This is a genomic window from Streptomyces longisporus (assembly GCF_039532765.1).
Classification (GTDB): Bacteria; Actinomycetota; Actinomycetes; order Streptomycetales; family Streptomycetaceae; genus Streptomyces; species Streptomyces longisporus.
Genome location: NZ_BAAASG010000001.1, coordinates 60,271 through 75,760, shown reverse-complemented (window position 1 = coordinate 75,760; position 15,490 = coordinate 60,271). Strand labels below are relative to the sequence as shown.

General features: G+C 71.5%; 12 protein-coding genes. 8 read left to right on the top strand and 4 right to left on the bottom strand.

The window, feature by feature from the left end:
* Positions 1–22 precede the first annotated feature (22 nt).
* From ABD355_RS00310 to ABD355_RS00290, 5 genes are all read left to right on the top strand, one after another.
* A complete protein-coding gene (locus ABD355_RS00310; RefSeq protein WP_344397882.1) occupies positions 23–706 on the top strand; it encodes a hypothetical protein in 684 nt (227 codons plus the stop codon).
* A gap of 179 nt (positions 707–885) precedes the next feature.
* Complete coding sequence (locus ABD355_RS00305) at positions 886–1,725, top strand: TIM barrel protein (protein WP_344397881.1); 840 nt, start codon at positions 886–888, stop codon at positions 1,723–1,725.
* A 104-nt stretch (positions 1,726–1,829) separates the two neighbouring features.
* Entirely contained in the window at positions 1,830–2,720 is an 891-nt protein-coding gene (locus ABD355_RS00300) for a 2-hydroxy-3-oxopropionate reductase (RefSeq protein WP_344397880.1), read from the top strand.
* Between the two features lie 160 nt (positions 2,721–2,880).
* A complete protein-coding gene (locus ABD355_RS00295; RefSeq protein ID WP_344397879.1) occupies positions 2,881–4,353 on the top strand; it encodes a catalase in 1,473 nt (490 codons plus the stop codon).
* A 358-nt stretch (positions 4,354–4,711) separates the two neighbouring features.
* Positions 4,712–4,951, top strand: coding sequence for a hypothetical protein (locus ABD355_RS00290; RefSeq protein WP_030940469.1), 240 nt, complete (start codon positions 4,712–4,714; stop codon positions 4,949–4,951).
* A gap of 286 nt (positions 4,952–5,237) precedes the next feature.
* Here the strand turns inward: ABD355_RS00290 and gcl are convergent, their stop codons facing one another.
* A complete protein-coding gene (gcl, locus tag ABD355_RS00285) occupies positions 5,238–7,022 on the bottom strand; it encodes a glyoxylate carboligase (RefSeq protein ID WP_344397877.1) in 1,785 nt (594 codons plus the stop codon).
* A 183-nt stretch (positions 7,023–7,205) separates the two neighbouring features.
* On the opposite strand from gcl, the gene ABD355_RS00280 reads away from it, so the two are divergent.
* The gene (locus tag ABD355_RS00280; protein WP_344397876.1) at positions 7,206–7,910 is read left to right on the top strand and encodes a hypothetical protein; all 705 of its coding nucleotides are present in this window, start codon (positions 7,206–7,208) and stop codon (positions 7,908–7,910) included.
* Between the two features lie 66 nt (positions 7,911–7,976).
* Here ABD355_RS00280 and ABD355_RS00275 read toward each other — a convergent pair whose 3' ends face one another.
* The 3 genes from ABD355_RS00275 to ABD355_RS00260 all read right to left on the bottom strand — a co-directional run bounded on the left by ABD355_RS00275 (position 7,977) and on the right by ABD355_RS00260 (position 11,573).
* Positions 7,977–8,120 (bottom strand): hypothetical protein, encoded by a 144-nt coding sequence (locus ABD355_RS00275; RefSeq protein ID WP_344398139.1) that lies wholly within the window; start codon positions 8,118–8,120, stop codon positions 7,977–7,979.
* A gap of 190 nt (positions 8,121–8,310) precedes the next feature.
* Positions 8,311–9,900 (bottom strand): AMP-binding protein, encoded by a 1,590-nt coding sequence (locus ABD355_RS00265; protein WP_344397875.1) that lies wholly within the window; start codon positions 9,898–9,900, stop codon positions 8,311–8,313.
* On the bottom strand, positions 9,897–11,573 hold the full coding sequence (locus tag ABD355_RS00260; protein WP_344397874.1) for an AMP-binding protein: 1,677 nt from the start codon (positions 11,571–11,573) through the stop codon (positions 9,897–9,899). Before ABD355_RS00260 ends, ABD355_RS00265 begins: the two co-directional genes overlap by 4 nt.
* A gap of 118 nt (positions 11,574–11,691) precedes the next feature.
* On the opposite strand from ABD355_RS00260, the gene ABD355_RS00255 reads away from it, so the two are divergent.
* The gene (locus ABD355_RS00255) at positions 11,692–12,528 is read left to right on the top strand and encodes a helix-turn-helix transcriptional regulator (RefSeq protein WP_344397873.1); all 837 of its coding nucleotides are present in this window, start codon (positions 11,692–11,694) and stop codon (positions 12,526–12,528) included.
* Between the two features lie 134 nt (positions 12,529–12,662).
* Positions 12,663–15,470 (top strand): ATP-binding protein, encoded by a 2,808-nt coding sequence (locus ABD355_RS00250; RefSeq protein WP_344397872.1) that lies wholly within the window; start codon positions 12,663–12,665, stop codon positions 15,468–15,470.
* Positions 15,471–15,490: the final 20 nt, after the last annotated feature.

The following is a 15,490-nucleotide window of genomic DNA, read 5'->3' as shown; positions in this document are numbered from 1 at the left end:
GCCCCCAGTGAGGAGTACGACCATGGCGAACCCGACCACCCGGAGCCGCACGATGAGCGCGGCCGCCCGTGCGGCGGCCAAGCGCGCCAAGCGGGTGGAGTACCTGCAACGGCCCGAGCCGCCGGCCCCGGACAGCTGGGACGACCCGCCGGAGCCCTCGCCGGATCCGCTGGAACAGGACCCGGACGCCCTCGCGGAACCGGAGGGAAGCGCTCCGCCGCCCCGCTCCCGGCCAAGGCTGCTCCCCGCGGGGCTCGGCGTCCTGCTGGTCGCGGCTCTCGTCGCCGCCTCGCTGCTCGGGTGGCAGTACGCGCAGGGACGGCAGGCGGAGAGCGCACGGTCGCAGGCCCTTGCGGCCGCGAAGAAGGCGGCGCCGGTCGTGCTGTCGTACGACTACCGGCATCTGGACCGGGACTTCGCCCGGGCCCGCACGCTGCTGACCGGGCACTTCAAGGAGCAGTACGGGAAGACCACGACGACGGTGGTCGGGCCGACGGCGCTGAAGTACCACGGGGTGGTGAAGGCGACCGTCCCCGCCGCCTCCGTCGCCTCGGCCTCGCCGGACAAGGTCACGGTCCTGCTCTTCGTCAACCAGGTCACGCAGAGCACCCAGGTCTCCGGCTCCCGGCTGGACCTCAACCGGGTGCGGATGACGATGAGCCGCACCGCCGAGGGCTGGAAGGTGAGCGCCGTCGACGCCCTGTGATCAGCCGCTTCACCGTGCCCCCGCGCCTTTCGCGCGGGGGCCCTTTTTGTCCGCGCTACGCCGGGCGCTCTTGACAGTCCTCCCTGTCCACAGGCAGTCTTCCATTAAGCAGAAATCAACTTCCGCTATCCGGAATAGCGAAGTAGCCACAGTCGCCACGGAAGGGAGCGCCGACCCCCATGGGATTTGCAGAGCAGCGCTTCAACGTCAACCTGTCGATCCTCTTCACGGAACTCCCGCTCCTGGAGCGCCCCGCGGCCGCCGCCGCCGCGGGCTTCACCGCGGTCGAGCTGTGGTGGCCCTGGGTCGACTCCCCCGCCCCCCAGCAGTCCGAGCTCGACGCCCTGAAGAAGGCGATCGAGGACGCGGGCGTGCAGCTCACGGGCCTGAACTTCTACGCCGGACAGCTGCCCGGCCCCGACCGCGGCGCCCTGTCGATCCCCGGCGAGGAGTCGGAGAAGTTCCGCGCCAACATCGAGGTGGCCGCGGAATTCGCCCGGTCGCTCGGCACCAAGGCGCTCAACGCGCTGTACGGCAACCGCGTCGAGGGCGTGGACCCGGCCGAGCAGGACGCGCTCGCCCTGGAGAACCTGGTCCTCGCGGCCCGCGCCGCCGACCGGATCGGCGCGATCCTGCTGATCGAGACGCTCAACCAGCCCGAGTCGCCGCTGTACCCGCTGGTGTCCGCACCGGCCGGCATCGGCATCGTCGACAAGGTCAACGCCGCGACGGGGCTCGGCAACGCGAAGTTCCTCATGGACCTGTACCACCTGTCCATGAACGGCGAGGACCTCCCCTCGGTGATCGAGCAGTATGCCGCCAGGACCGGCCATGTGCAGATCGCGGACAACCCGGGCCGCGGGGCACCGGGAACGGGCTCGCTCCCGCTGGAGGAGCTTCTCGACCAGCTCACGAAGTCTGGTTACGAGGGGTGGGTCGGGCTGGAGTACAAGCCGGGTGACCGGCCCAGTGCGGAGGCCTTCGACTGGCTGCCGGTGGAGTACCGCGCCGCTCGGTGACGGCGCCGCCGGCCGGGGGGCTGGCCGCCCCCGGGCCCCGCTTTCGGCCTCAACGGCCTCAATTGACATACGTAGCACCGCAGTTCAGAGAGGTACCCCCAATCATGAGCACCCTCCCCAAGATCGCCTGGATCGGCCTCGGCATCATGGGCTCCCCCATGTCCGAGAACCTGATCAAGGCGGGTTACGACGTCACCGGCTTCACCCTGGAGCAGGACAAGCTGGACCGCCTCGCGGCCGCCGGCGGCACCGTGGCCGGGTCCATCGCCGAGGCCGTGCGCGACGCCGACGTGATCATCACGATGGTGCCCGCGTCGCCGCAGGTCGAGGCCATTTCCTACGGCCCCGACGGCATCCTGGAGAACGCGCGCTCCGGCGCGCTGCTGATCGACATGTCGTCCATCACGCCGCAGACCTCCGTGGACCTGGCGAAGGCCGCCGCGGACAGGGGCATCCGGGTGCTGGACGCGCCGGTGTCCGGCGGTGAGGCCGGCGCCATCGAGGCCGTACTGTCGATCATGGTCGGCGGCGAGCAGGCCGACTTCGACCTGGCCAAGCCGATCCTGCAGGCGCTCGGCAAGACCATCGTGCTGTGCGGTCCGCACGGCTCGGGTCAGACCGTGAAGGCCGCCAACCAGCTGATCGTGGCCGTGAACATCCAGGCGTGCGCCGAGGCCGTGGTCTTCCTGGAGAAGTCCGGCGTGGACCTCAAGGCGGCCCTGGACGTCCTCAACGGCGGCCTGGCGGGCTCGACCGTGCTGACGCGGAAGAAGGACAACTTCCTCACCCGCGACTTCAAGCCGGGCTTCCGTATCGACCTGCACCACAAGGACATGGGCATCGTCACCGACGCCGCCCGCAACGTCGGCGCCGCCCTGCCCGTCGGTGCCGTGGTCGCCCAGCTGGTCGCCAGCCTGCGTGCGCAGGGCGACGGCGGCCTGGACCACTCGGCCCTGCTGCGGGCGGTCGAGCGCCTCTCGGGCGCTCAGCTCTGAGACTTCCGGGTCGCGGCGCCGCTGACATCTGTCCTGTCGCGCCCAGGCGGCGCCGCGACCCGGAATCAACTTCAACAAACTGTTGACGCTCGACCCGCCCACTCTTAGGCTCCACAAAGCGGAAACAAGTTTCCGCTGACACCCGCACGGAAGGTCCACGATGTCGAAGCGCGTGCTCACGACGAGAACTCTCACTACGGAGTCCGGCGCCCCGGTCGCAGACAACCAGCATTCCGCCTCCGCCGGCATCGGCGGTCCGCTCCTGCTCCAGGACCAGCACCTCCTGGAGAAGCTGGCGCGCTTCAACCGCGAGCGCATCCCGGAGCGCGTGGTGCACGCCCGCGGCTCGGGCGCCTACGGCTACTTCGAGGTGACGGACGACGTCACCGGGTTCACGTACGCCGACTTCCTGAGCACGGTCGGCAAGCGCACCGAGGTCTTCCTGCGCTTCTCGACGGTGGCCGACTCGCTGGGCGGTGCGGACGCGGTCCGCGACCCGCGCGGTTTCGCGGTCAAGTTCTATACCGAAGAGGGCAATTACGACCTCGTGGGGAACAACACCCCGGTGTTCTTCATCAAGGACCCGATCAAGTTCCCGGACTTCATCCACTCGCAGAAGCGCGATCCGTTCACGGGCCGTCAGGAGCCGGACAACGTCTGGGACTTCTGGGCGCACTCCCCCGAGGCCACGCACCAGGTGACCTGGCTGATGGGCGACCGCGGCATCCCGGCCTCGTACCGCCACATGAACGGCTACGGCTCGCACACCTACCAGTGGACGAACGCCGACGGCGAGGCGTTCTTCGTCAAATACCACTTCAAGACCAACCAGGGCGTCCGCTCGCTGTCCTCCGAGCAGGCCGCCGAGATCGCGGGCAAGGACCCGAACTCGCACCAGACGGACCTGCTGCAGGCCATCGAGCGCGGGGTGAACCCCTCCTGGACCCTCTACGTGCAGATCATGCCGGCGGCCGAGGCGGCGGACTACCGCTTCAACCCCTTCGACCTCACCAAGGTGTGGCCGCACAAGGACTACCCGCTGCAGCGCGTGGGCCGCCTGGTCCTGGACCGCAACCCGGACAACGTCTTCGCCGAGGTCGAGCAGGCCGCGTTCTCCCCGAACAACTTCGTCCCGGGCATCGGTCCCTCGCCGGACAAGATGCTCCAGGGCCGCCTGTTCGCCTACGCGGACGCCCACCGCTACCGCCTGGGCGTCAACCACACCCTGCTCGCGGTGAACGCCCCGAAGGCGACGAGCGCGCAGAACTACGGCCGCGACGGCTTCATGGCGGTCAACGGCCAGGGCCGCGGCGCGAAGAACTACGAGCCGAACTCCTACGACGGCCCAGTGGAGACCGGCCGCCCCCTGTCCGCCCCACTGGCGGTGACCGGCCACACCGGCACCCACGAGGCCCCGCTGCACACCAAGGACGACGACTTCTTCCAGGCGGGCGAGCTGTACCGCCTGATGTCGGCGGACGAGAAGTCCCGTCTGATCGCCAACATCGCCGGCGGCCTCTCCCAGGTCTCCCGCGACGACGTGATCGAAAAGAACCTGGCCCACTTCCACGCCGCCGACCCGGAGTACGGCCGGCGCGTGGAGGAGGCGGTCCGCGCCCTGCGCGAGGACTGACCACAGGCGGCCCGCGACCGCCGGACGGCCCGGATGAGGGGTGGCCGGCCGGCGGTGGCGGGCGAGGCAAGGACCGCGGCGGCGTGCGAGCCAGTGCGGTGGTGAAGGTCCGGGCACTGCTTCTTCGACCTGAGGGAGGCGGTGTCGCGGCTCCGTCGCACCCGCCGCGGTCCCAGCCACAATCCACAGACTCCGTCCGGCGGCGCGAACGTTCTGTCGCGCCCAGCCTCGCACCGCCGGACGGCCACAACCGAAGACCTCACCGGCCGAGCGGCGCCGGATGCGGACGGTCCCGCATCCGGCGCCTTTCGGCGTTCGTGGGGGTGCGGATCGGCGCGGCCCGCAGGACGCTGAAGGCATGGCACATCCAACGGAGCATCCGCACATCGTGGTGCACTCGCCGGCCCTGGACGGCTCCCGGCGGGTCACGGAGGGCGACGAGACGCTGGGGATCGCCACCCACGTCGACGACGTCAGCGAGATCCTGCGCCTGGCCGACCTGTACGTCACGGACGTCGAGGAGAGCGACCTCATCGAGTGGCAGGGCGGCGGCCCGGACGACTGGCCGGGGCTGTCGGAACACCACGAGGGGCCGTGAGCGCATGCGTACGCCTACGCCCCGCAACGTAGGACGTCTACGCAAACCTCAAATCCAGCTCTGAACATGGTTCAAGAGGCTTCAGCCGGACCCACCGGCGGGCATATTCACGTCACATGGGGCCCGCCGACACGGGGGCGGCGGGCTCCATGACGGGGGAACCGGGAGAGCGCACGGGGGAAACGGGGGATCTCACGGGGGAAACGGGGGCCGGCTCCTGGGAGCCGGGCACGCGAAAGGGGCGGTCCAACCGGCAGGTTGGACCGCCCCTCAGCTGTCGGCCGGCTCAGACCTTCAGCGTCCTGATCGACGTCGGGGCGTGCCCCGGCTCCGTCGCGAGCTCCTCGAACTCCATGACGTTGCTGATGTCGTTGGTGGTCGACATGGCGATGTTGGTGACGCGCTCCAGGATCGCCTCGACGACGACCGGCACCTGGAACTCGGCGGCGAGCTTCTTGGCCTGCTCCAGGGCCGCACCCAGCTCGTTCGGGTCGGTCACCCGGATCGCCTTGCAGCCCAGGCCCTCGGCGACCTTGACGTGGTCGACGCCGTAGACGCCGAGCTCGGGCGAGTTGATGTTCTCGAACTCCAGCTTGACCTGGAAGTCGATGTCGAACGCCCGCTGCGCCTGCCGGATCAGGCCCAGGTAGGAGTTGTTCACCAGGACATGGACGTAGGGGATCCTGTGCTGCGCGCCGACCGCCAGCTCCTCGATCATGAACTGGAAGTCGTAGTCGCCGGACAGCGCGACGACCTGCGCCTCCGGGTCCGCCTTGGCGACGCCCAGCGCGGCCGGGATGGTCCAGCCGAGGGGTCCCGCCTGGCCGCAGTTGATCCAGTGGCGCGGCTTGAAGACGTGCAGCATCTGGGCGCCGGCGATCTGAGAGAGGCCGATCGTGGAGACGTACCGGGTCTCGGGTCCGAACGCCTTGTTCATCTCCTCGTAGACGCGCTGCGGCTTGATCGGGATGTCGTCGAAGTGCGTACGGCGCTGGAGAGTCGCCTTCTTCTCCTGTGCCGAGGCCGCCCACGCGGAGCGGTCGGGCAGCCTGCCGGCCGCCTTCAGCTCCCTTGCCACCTCGACGAAGAGCTCCAGGGCCGCCTTCGCGTCGGAGGCGATGCCGTAGTCCGGGGCGAAGATCCTGCCGATCTGGGTGGGCTCGACGTCGACGTGGACGAACGTCCGGCCGGCCGTGTAGACGTCGAGCTTGCCGGTGTGGCGGTTGGCCCAGCGGTTGCCGATGCCGAGGACGAAGTCGGACTCCAGGAAGGTCGCGTTGCCGTAGCGGTGCGAGGTCTGCAGGCCCACCATGCCGGCGTTCAGCTCGTGGTCGTCGGGCAGGACACCCCAGCCCATCAGGGTCGGGACGACCGGAGTACCCGTCAACTCGGCGAATTCCACGAGGAGTTCGGCCGCGTCGGCGTTGATGACACCGCCGCCGGCGACGATCAGCGGCCGCTCGGACTCGTTCAGCAGCCCGATCGCCTTCTCGATCTGGGCGCGGCTCGCGGCCGGCTTGTAGACCGGGAGCGGCTCGTAGGTCTCCGGGTCGAACTCGATCTCGGTGAGCTGCACGTCGATCGGCAGGTCGATGAGGACCGGGCCGGGACGGGCGGAGCGCATCAGGTGGAAGGCCTGCTGGAAGACGCCGGGAACCTGTGCGGCCTCAAGCACGGTGACCGCCATTTTCGCGACCGGCTTGGCGATCGAGGCGATGTCGACGGCCTGGAAGTCCTCTTTGTGGATCACCGCGGTCGGCGCCTGGCCCGTGATGCACAGGATCGGGATGGAGTCCCCGATCGCCGAGTACAGGCCGGTGATCATGTCGGTCCCGGCGGGCCCCGACGTGCCGATGCAGACACCGATGTTGCCCGCGTGGGTGCGGGTGTAGCCCTCGGCCATGTGCGAGGCGCCCTCGACATGGCGGGCGAGGGTGTGGTCGATGCCACCGGAGGCCTTGAGCGCCGCGTAGAACGGGTTGATCGCCGCGCCGGGCACACCGAACGCGTTGGTGACGCCCTCGCGCTTGAGGATCTCAACTGCCGCGCGGGCAGCGGTCATACGTGCCATCGAGTACTCCTGCTTCGGCTGTCGGACCAGCCCTCCCGTCGCGCCCCGCGGTGAGCTCTTCCGTAATCGGCTTCCATCGACAGTTTCCACATTGCGGAAACTGTTTTCTACTATCTGGAAGCAATGTAAGTGGGCGGAGGAAGGCCGTCAAGAGACGGACAAGCGGGGGCCCGCTGGAGGACGATGTGGGCCATGTCAGAGAGCGTCTCGGTGCGCTGTCCGGCCTGCGGGCGCGCGCACCTGTATGCGGCGCCGTCGTATCCGTGTACGTGCGGGGCGCCGGTCGCACCGCGGCTGGACCCGCGGGGGACGGCGACGGCCGTCACCCATCGGACCTGGGCGGAGGACTGGGTCACGCTGCCGTGCGGCTCCTGCGGCCGCCGGGACCAGTGGCCGCGCCCGGAGCTGGGCTGTCCGTGCGGGACGGTGCTGCGGATCCCGCTGGCCGGACAGACCGCCACGGCGCAGGCGGGCGCCGAGGCCGCCCCCGCTCCGGCGAAGCGCCGCCGGCCCTTCCAGCCCGTCACCATCCGCACCGCCCGGGACGCGGTGACGGCCGCCGCCGTGTATCTGCGCTGGCTCGGCTACCGGGACATCCGCCGGGCCGACCAGCGGCCCCCGTCCGGCATCGGCATCGCCGCGCGCGGCCTGCTGGCCCAGGTCGACCCGACCGTGCGCCCGGCCTCGCTGCGGGACGTGGAGTGCCTGTGGCTGACCGCCATGACGGAGTCGGCGGCCGGCGTCTACTTCTCCCTGGCCGGCTACGCCACCGACGCCCGCACCCGCGCGGACACCCTCGGCGTCCCCCTGTTCGTGCTCGACCTCACGGGCACCCCGCAGCCGGTCAACAGCCTCGCCGACGAGCTGGACGCCACCGGGGTGCGGTAGTCCCGCACGCGAGGAGCGGGGGCGCCGTGGACACCCCCGCTCGAACGCGTTCACGTAACCGCGCGTTCACTGCTCCCGCTCGGCGCGGTACCGCAGCGCGAGGTCGTAGTGGCCCGGGACGGTGAGCAGGTCGACGATGATGCCCGCCAGCCGGCCGGCCACCAGCCACCCGCCGAAGCACGGGACCAGGGCCACGACGACACCGGCCACGATGCCAGCTGCCCCTTCCACGCGCTGGCCCGTGAGCACACGGAGACGGTGTGCGGGATGAACCTCCATCTGCTGCGCGGCCCGGGGGGCGAGACCGGCTACGAGGCCTGTCCCGCCCCCCGGGACGGGCGATGCTGCGTGCTGCTTCAGCCGGCCGTCTGATGCCGGCTGTCTGATGCCGGCCGCCCGGCTACAGGGCGTACTTCTCCCGCAGTTCCACCTTCCGCACCTTCCCCGAGACCGTCATCGGGAAGGCCTCCAGGATCTGCAGCCGGCTGGGCACCTTGTAGTGGGCCAGCCGGCCCTCGCAGAAGGCGCGCACGTCCTGAAGGGTCGGCGGGTCGGCCGGGTCGCGCGGGATGACGCAGGCGAGGACCTCCTCGCCGTAGCGCTCGTGTGGTACGCCCACGACCTGGACGTCCGCGACCTTCGGGTGGCCGTAGAGGAACTCCTCGATCTCGCGCGGGTAGATGTTCTCGCCGCCCCGGATGATCATGTCCTTGATGCGGCCGACGATCTCGACGTAGCCGTCCTCGCGCATCACCGCCAGGTCGCCGGTGTGCATCCAGCGGCCGGGGTCGACGGCCTCGGCGGTCTTCTCGGGCTCGTTCCAGTAGCCGAGCATCACGCTGTAGCCGCGCGTGCACAACTCGCCCGGGACACCGCGCGGTTGGGTCACTCCGGTGGCCGGATCGACGACCTTCACCTCGATGTGCGGCAGGACCCGGCCGACCGTTCCGGTGCGGTGCTCCAGATCGTCGTCCCGACGGGTCTGCAGGGAGACCGGGGACGTCTCCGTCATGCCGTAGCAGATGGAGACCTCCTCCATGTGCATCTCGGCGACCACCCGCTTCATCACCTCGACCGGGCAGGGCGAGCCCGCCATGATGCCGGTGCGGAGGGTGGAGAGGTCGTAGTCCGCGAAGTCGGGGAGGTTCAGCTCCGCGATGAACATGGTCGGGACCCCGTACAGGGAGGTGCAGCGCTCCTGCTGGACGGCTTCGAGGGTGGCCCTGGGGTCGAAGGACGGGGCCGGGATGACCATGCACGCGCCGTGCGAGGTGGCCGCGAGGTTGCCCATCACCATGCCGAAGCAGTGGTAGAAGGGCACCGGGATGCAGATCCGGTCCTGCTCGGTGTAGGCGATCAACTCACCCACGAAGTAGCCGTTGTTGAGGATGTTGTGGTGGGAGAGGGTGGCCCCCTTGGGGAAGCCGGTCGTGCCCGAGGTGTACTGGATGTTGATGGGGTCGTCGCAGGACAGCTCCTCGTACGAGGCCTCGGCGGTCCCGCGGCCGAGCAGGGCCTGCCAGCTCGGGTCGCCGATGTACACGACCTCCCGCAGCTCGGGGCAGCGGCCCCGCACCTCCTCGACCATCGCCCGGTAGTCGCTCGTCTTGTGGCTGAGGGAGGCGAAGAGCAGGGAGATCCCGGCCTGCTTGAGGACGTACTCGACCTCATGGGTGCGGTAGGCCGGATTGATGTTCACCATGATCGCGCCGATCCGGGCGGTGGCGTACTGGACCAGCACCCACTCGGCACAGTTGACCGCCCAGATGCCCACCCGGTCACCCTTGGCGACCCCGCTCGCCACCAGCGCCCGCGCCAGCTCCTCGACGTCCGCACTGAATTGGGCGTACGTCCAGCGCCGCCCGGACGGCACGTCGACCAGTGCCTCGCGATCCGGCCAGGTGGCCACGGCCCGGTCAAGGTTGGCGCCGATGGTGTCCCCGAGCAGGGCGGTGGGGCTCGTCCCGTGCGTGTACGACAGTGCGGTCACCGGAAGTCCTCCTCGCGGTACTCGTCGGCCGAGCCCGCGGCGGTCGCCTCGCGCAGCTCGATCCGGCGGATCTTGCCGGAGACGGTCTTGGGCAGCGGCGCGAACTCCAGGCGGCGGATGCGCTTGTACGGGGCGAGGACCTCGCGGGAGTGCTCGAACAGCACCTTCGCGGTGTCGGGGCCCGGCTGCCAGCCCTCGGCGAGGACGACGTACGCCTTGGGGACGGCGAGGCGCAGCTCGTCCGGGGCGGGCACGACGGCCGCCTCGGCCACCGCCTCGTGCTCGAGGAGCGCGCTCTCCAGCTCGAAGGGGCTGATCTTGTAGTCGGAGGCCTTGAAGACGTCGTCGGCGCGGCCCACGTAGGTGATGTAGCCGTCGGCGTCGCGGGAGCCGATGTCGCCGGTGCGGTAGTAGCCGCCGGCCATCGCCTCCGCCGTGCGGTCCGGGTCGCCGTGGTAGCCGGTCATCAGGCCGACGGGCCGGGTCGACAGGTCGAGGGCGATCTCGCCCTCGGCGGCTCCGGGGGCGCCCGTCACCGGGTCCAGGAGCTCGACCTTGTAGCCCGGGCTGGGCCGCCCCATCGAGCCGGTCTTGAGTTCCTGGCCGGGGCTGTTGGCGACCTGCACGGCCGTCTCGGTCTGCCCGAAGCCGTCCCGGATGGTGACGCCCCATGCCCGCCGGACCTGCTCGATGACCTCGGGGTTCAGGGGCTCGCCCGCCGCCACGACCTCGCGCGGCGGGGTGCGCAGCTGGGTCAGGTCGGCCTGGATGAGCATCCGCCACACGGTGGGCGGGGCGCAGAAGGTGGTCACCCTGGCCCGGTCCATCTCGGCCATCAGCCGGGCCGCGTCGAAGCGGGTGTAGTTGTGGATGAAGACGGTCGCCTCCGCGTTCCAGGGGGCGAACAGGTTCGACCAGGCGTGCTTGGCCCAGCCGGGCGAGGAGATGTTCAGGTGCACGTCACCCGGCTTGAGGCCGACCCAGTACATCGTCGCCAGGTGGCCGATCGGGTACGAGGTGTGGGTGTGCTCGACCAGCTTGGGCCGGGCGGTGGTGCCGGAGGTGAAGTACAGCATGAGCGGGTCGTCCGCGAGCGTGGGGCCGTCGGGGAGGAAGTCGGCGGAGGCGAGGGCGTACGCGTCCTCGTACGGCTCCCAGCCCTCCTCCGGCAGACCACCGACACAGATGCGGGTGTAGGCGCCGGGGACGTCGTCGAACTTGGGGGTGTCCTCGGCCCGTACGATCACGTGCTTCACTCGCCCCCGCTCGACACGGTCGCGCAGGTCGGCGGGGCCGAGCAGCGGGGTGGCCGGGATGACCACGGCGCGCAGCTTCATCGCGGCGAGGGCCGTCTCCCACAGCTCGGCCTGGTTCCCGAGCATGACGAGGATCCGGTCCTCGGCGCGCACCCCGCGCTCGCGCAGCCAGTTCGCCACCCGGTCGGAGCGGTCGGACATCTCCGCGAACGAGACCCGGACCTCGCTCCCGTCCTCCTCGACGATGTGCAGGGCGGTCCGGTCGTTGCCGTCGGCGATGACGTCGAACCAGTCGAGCGCCCAGTTGAAACGCTCGGGCCGGGGCCAGCTGAAACCCTCGTACGCCCTCGCGTAGTCCTCGCGGTGCTCCAGCAGGAAGTCCCGCGCACTGCGGAAGAGCTCCGTCGCCGTCGTCATTCCTCGTTCCTCCTCATCACCGGACCATTGCCGGGCGGCTCTCTGCCATCGTGTAATCCGTGATGCAGGTCTCACTACCCCCGAACGGGGGTGTGCGCTGCAGGGAGAGGGCAAGCAGGTGACAGCAGACACGGCCGGGGCGGTCGAGATACGCAGTGCGCTGGTACGGCTGCGGCGCACGACCGGGCTGCCGGTCGCCTTCGGCGGCCTGGTGGAGCCGGGGCGCCGGCACATGCGCATCAGCGAACTCAGCGGCACCGAGACACCCGCGCTGAGCGGACTGCCGGTGACCTCGGGCAACGGCCTGGGCGGCCGGGCGGTCGCGCTCGCCCGGCCGTGCGCGGTGACGGACTACTCCTCCTCGCGGCAGATCAGCCACGAGTACGACATCCCGGTCGCCACCGAGGGGCTGCATTCGATCCTCGCGGTGCCGGTCGTCGTACGGCGCCGGGTACGGGGGGTGCTCTACGGCGCCCTGCGCACGGCGCAGCCGCTCGGGGACCGGACGCTGGGTGCGGCGATGGAGGCGGCGCGGGACGTGGAGCAGGCGCTGGCCGTGGGGGACGAGGCGCGGGGACTGCTGGCGGCGGCCGCCCGCGGCGAGCCGGAGCGGGGCCCGGCGGCGGGTGCCGCCTGGGAGCAGGTGCGGGAGGCCCACGCGGCCCTGCGCGCGCTGGCACCGCGGATCGCCGACCCGGCGCTGCGGGCGGAGCTGCTCGGCGTGTGCGGGCTGCTGACCCCGAAGAGGCAGGCTCACGGGGTCGATCTGGCCCCCCGCGAGCTGGACGTACTGGCCTGTGTGGCGGCGGGGGCCACCAACGCGGTGGCCGCCGAGCGGCTCGGGCTGCGTGCCGAGACGGTCAAGGGATACCTGCGGTCGGCGATGCGCAAACTGGGCGCTCACACGCGGGGGGAGGCGGTGGCCGCGGCGCGCCGGGCGGGGCTGCTGCCGTAGCGCCCTATTCGTTCACCGGAGCCTTGAATTTCTCCATGCCCGACCGTTGTTATATCCCTCACCACGGCGTCCGTCCGAATTTCAAAGAGAGATTGCCTAGAATTTGGCCCGAACACGACACTCGGAGGGGAGCGGTGACCGTGCGAGGGGACTTGAGGGAGCCTGCCAGACGCCACCCCGACCTGGTCATCGGCCGGGACGAGCTGCTCAGCGCTGCGCGCGAGCAGCTCGCGCGGGGCGGCAGCGTGCTGCTCCACGGCCCCGCCGGAATAGGAAAGTCGACCGCTCTGCGGGCATTGGCATCCGAATACGGGACAGCCGCCCGCACCGTGCTGCGCTGCTCGGCGACCGAGTCCGAATCCCACCTCCCCTTCCTGGCCCTCGCCGACCTGCTCGGCCTGGTCGTGGACCAGGTGTACGACAAGCTGCCCGCCGCGCAGCGCACGGCACTGGAGTCGGCGCTCACCGGCCGCGGCGAGTCCACCCTCCAGCGCGACGGCCTCGCCCTGCGCCTGGCCGTCCTGTCGGCGCTGCGCGCGCTCGCCGCGCAGGGCCCCGTCCTCGTCGTCGCGGACGATCTGCAGTGGCTGGACCCGGCGAGCGCGGAACTCCTCGGCTTCGCCGCCCGCCGCCTCGGCGACACCCCGGTGCAACTGCTGTGCGCGGTCCGCACCGAGGGCCAGGAGTACGACCGCCACCTGAGCGCCTCCCCGCCCGACACCCTGGCCGTGCGGCTCGGCGGGCTCTCCCGCGCCCAGGTGTCCGCGCTGCTCGACCACCGCGGCTACACGGGCCTGCCGCGGTCCACCGTCCGGGACATCCACCGCACCAGCGGCGGCAACCCGTTCTTCGCCCTCGAACTGGGCCGCGCCCTGGCCGAGAGCCCGACCCCGCCGCGGCCCGGTGAGCCGCTGCCGGTGCCCACCTCGCTGCGCGCCCTCGTCCTGAACCGGCTCGACATGCTCTCCGTCGAGGCCCGCCGCACCCTGCTGGTGGCCAGCGTCGGGGCCCGCCCCACCCTCGCCCTGCTGCACGACGCCGGCCGGGAGAACGCCGAGGCCGAGACCGCGCAGGCGGCCGAACTGGGGCTGCTGGCCACCGAGCCGGAGGGCCCCGCCGTACGCTTTGCGCATCCGCTGATCTCGGCCGCGCTGTACGCGGAGGCGCCCGCGCAGGACCGGCGGGCCGCGCACGCCGCGCTGTCCACGGCGGCCTCCGACCCCATCGAGCGGGCCCGCCACCTCGCCCTCGCGACCACCGGCACCGACCCGGAGGCGGCTGCCCGGCTCGCCGAGGCCGCCGCCACGGCCCGGGACCGCGGGGCACCCTCGGTCGCCGCCTCGCTCGGACTGCTCGCCGCCCGGCACACCCCGGCCGACGGCGAGCCGGGCCCGGACGAGCGCCGGCTGGAGGCGGCCGAGGACGCGATCACCGCCGGCGAGGTGGACCTCGCCCGGGACATCGCCCGCGACGTGCTGACCCGGGCCGCCGAGCCCGCGGACAGGGTAAGGGCCTGGATGGTGGTCATCGAAGCCGCCGGGCAGGCCCTCGGCGAGGTCGACACCGTCTACCCGCAGGCCCTGGCCGACGCCGGCGACGACCCGGGGCTGCTGGCCCAGGTCCACTACCAGCTGGCCTGGCGCGGACTGGTCGTGGAGGGCGACTTCGCCATCGGCCGGGAGGAGGCCGCGCACGCCGCCGAGCTCGCCGCCCGGGCCGGCGACCGGCGCACCGAACTCCTCGCACTGGCCTTCCAGGCGACGACCGAGACCCTGATGGGTCACCCGGACGCCCCCGCGACCATCAAACGCGCGCTGAAGGAACCTCAGCTCCCCGACGTGGCCTGCCACCACAACGGGGCGGGCGCGACCCGCTACCGCTGGCTGATCATGAGCGACCAGCTGCCCGAGGCCCGCTCCACCGTCAACGCGCTGCTGCGCGAGGCGCGCCGGCGCGGCATGGTCGAGAGCGAGGTGCACTTCGTGCGTCTGCTCGCCGAGACCGAACTGCGCTCCGGGCACTGCGGCCGGGCCCTCGACCTGGCCCGGGAGAGCATGCGGCTGGCCCGTGACTCGGGGATCGGCGAGATGTCCTCCGCCGTGCTCGCCTCCCTCGCCGAGGCCTCCGGCGGGGACGTGGAGCGGGCGCTGACGCTGGGCCGGGAGGCGGTGGAGCTGGCCGAGCGGGCCGGCGACCAGATGTACATCTCCCGGGGGCTGACCGCGCTCGGGCACGCCCAGCTGGTCGCCGGGGACGCCGAGGGCGCGGTCCGCTCGCTGCGCCGGGTACGGGACCTGGAGAACGGGCTGGGCATCACCGACCCCGCGCGCGGCCGCTGGCACGGCGACCTCGCCGAGGCCCTCGTCCGCACCGGCGAGACCGAGGAGGCGCAGCAACTCCTCGACGTGGCGCGCGAACACGCCGTGCGGCTCGGGCGCGAGGGCGTGCTGGCCGTGCTGGACCGGGCCGAGGCACTGGTACGGGCCGCACGCGGCGAGCACGAGGCAGCGCTCGCCCAGCTGACGTCGGCGCAGAACCGGCTCGCCAAGCTGGGCTACGGCCTGGAGGAGGCACGCGCCGCGTTCGCGCTGGCGTCGCTGCGTCCCGGCCGGACGGGCCGCGCGTCGTACGACGAGGCGGCCCGGCTGTTCCGCCGTTGCCGGGCGCTGCCGTGGGTGCGTCAGGTGGAGGCGGCGGCCGTGGCGAGCCCGGTGGAACCGATCGCCCCCACCGCCGCGTCGGAGGGCCTGGAAGGGCTCGCCGCGATGGAACGCCAGGTCGCCGCGCTCGTCATGGAGGGCGCGACCAACCGGGAGATCGCCGCGCGGCTGTTCATCAGCGTGAAGACGGTCGAGGCGACACTGACCCGGGTCTACCGCAAGCTGGGGATCCGCTCGCGCGTGGATATCGTCCGTTTGGCGGCGGCACGGCGAGCGAAGTGACGGCGCGCCAGGTTAACTGA

Bases quoted from the DNA above. Each gene is read 5' to 3' on its own strand.
- ABD355_RS00295 (WP_344397879.1), top strand. From the start codon at position 2,881: ATGTCGAAGCGCGTGCTCACGACGAGAACTCTCACTACGGAGTCCGGC.
- ABD355_RS00290 (WP_030940469.1), top strand. From the start codon at position 4,712: ATGGCACATCCAACGGAGCATCCGCACATCGTGGTGCACTCGCCGGCC.
- ABD355_RS00310 (WP_344397882.1), top strand. From the start codon at position 23: ATGGCGAACCCGACCACCCGGAGCCGCACGATGAGCGCGGCCGCCCGT.
- ABD355_RS00300 (WP_344397880.1), top strand. From the start codon at position 1,830: ATGAGCACCCTCCCCAAGATCGCCTGGATCGGCCTCGGCATCATGGGC.
- ABD355_RS00305 (WP_344397881.1), top strand. From the start codon at position 886: ATGGGATTTGCAGAGCAGCGCTTCAACGTCAACCTGTCGATCCTCTTC.
- gcl (WP_344397877.1), bottom strand. From the start codon at position 7,022: ATGGCACGTATGACCGCTGCCCGCGCGGCAGTTGAGATCCTCAAGCGC.
- ABD355_RS00260 (WP_344397874.1), bottom strand. From the start codon at position 11,573: ATGACGACGGCGACGGAGCTCTTCCGCAGTGCGCGGGACTTCCTGCTG.
- ABD355_RS00280 (WP_344397876.1), top strand. From the start codon at position 7,206: ATGTGGGCCATGTCAGAGAGCGTCTCGGTGCGCTGTCCGGCCTGCGGG.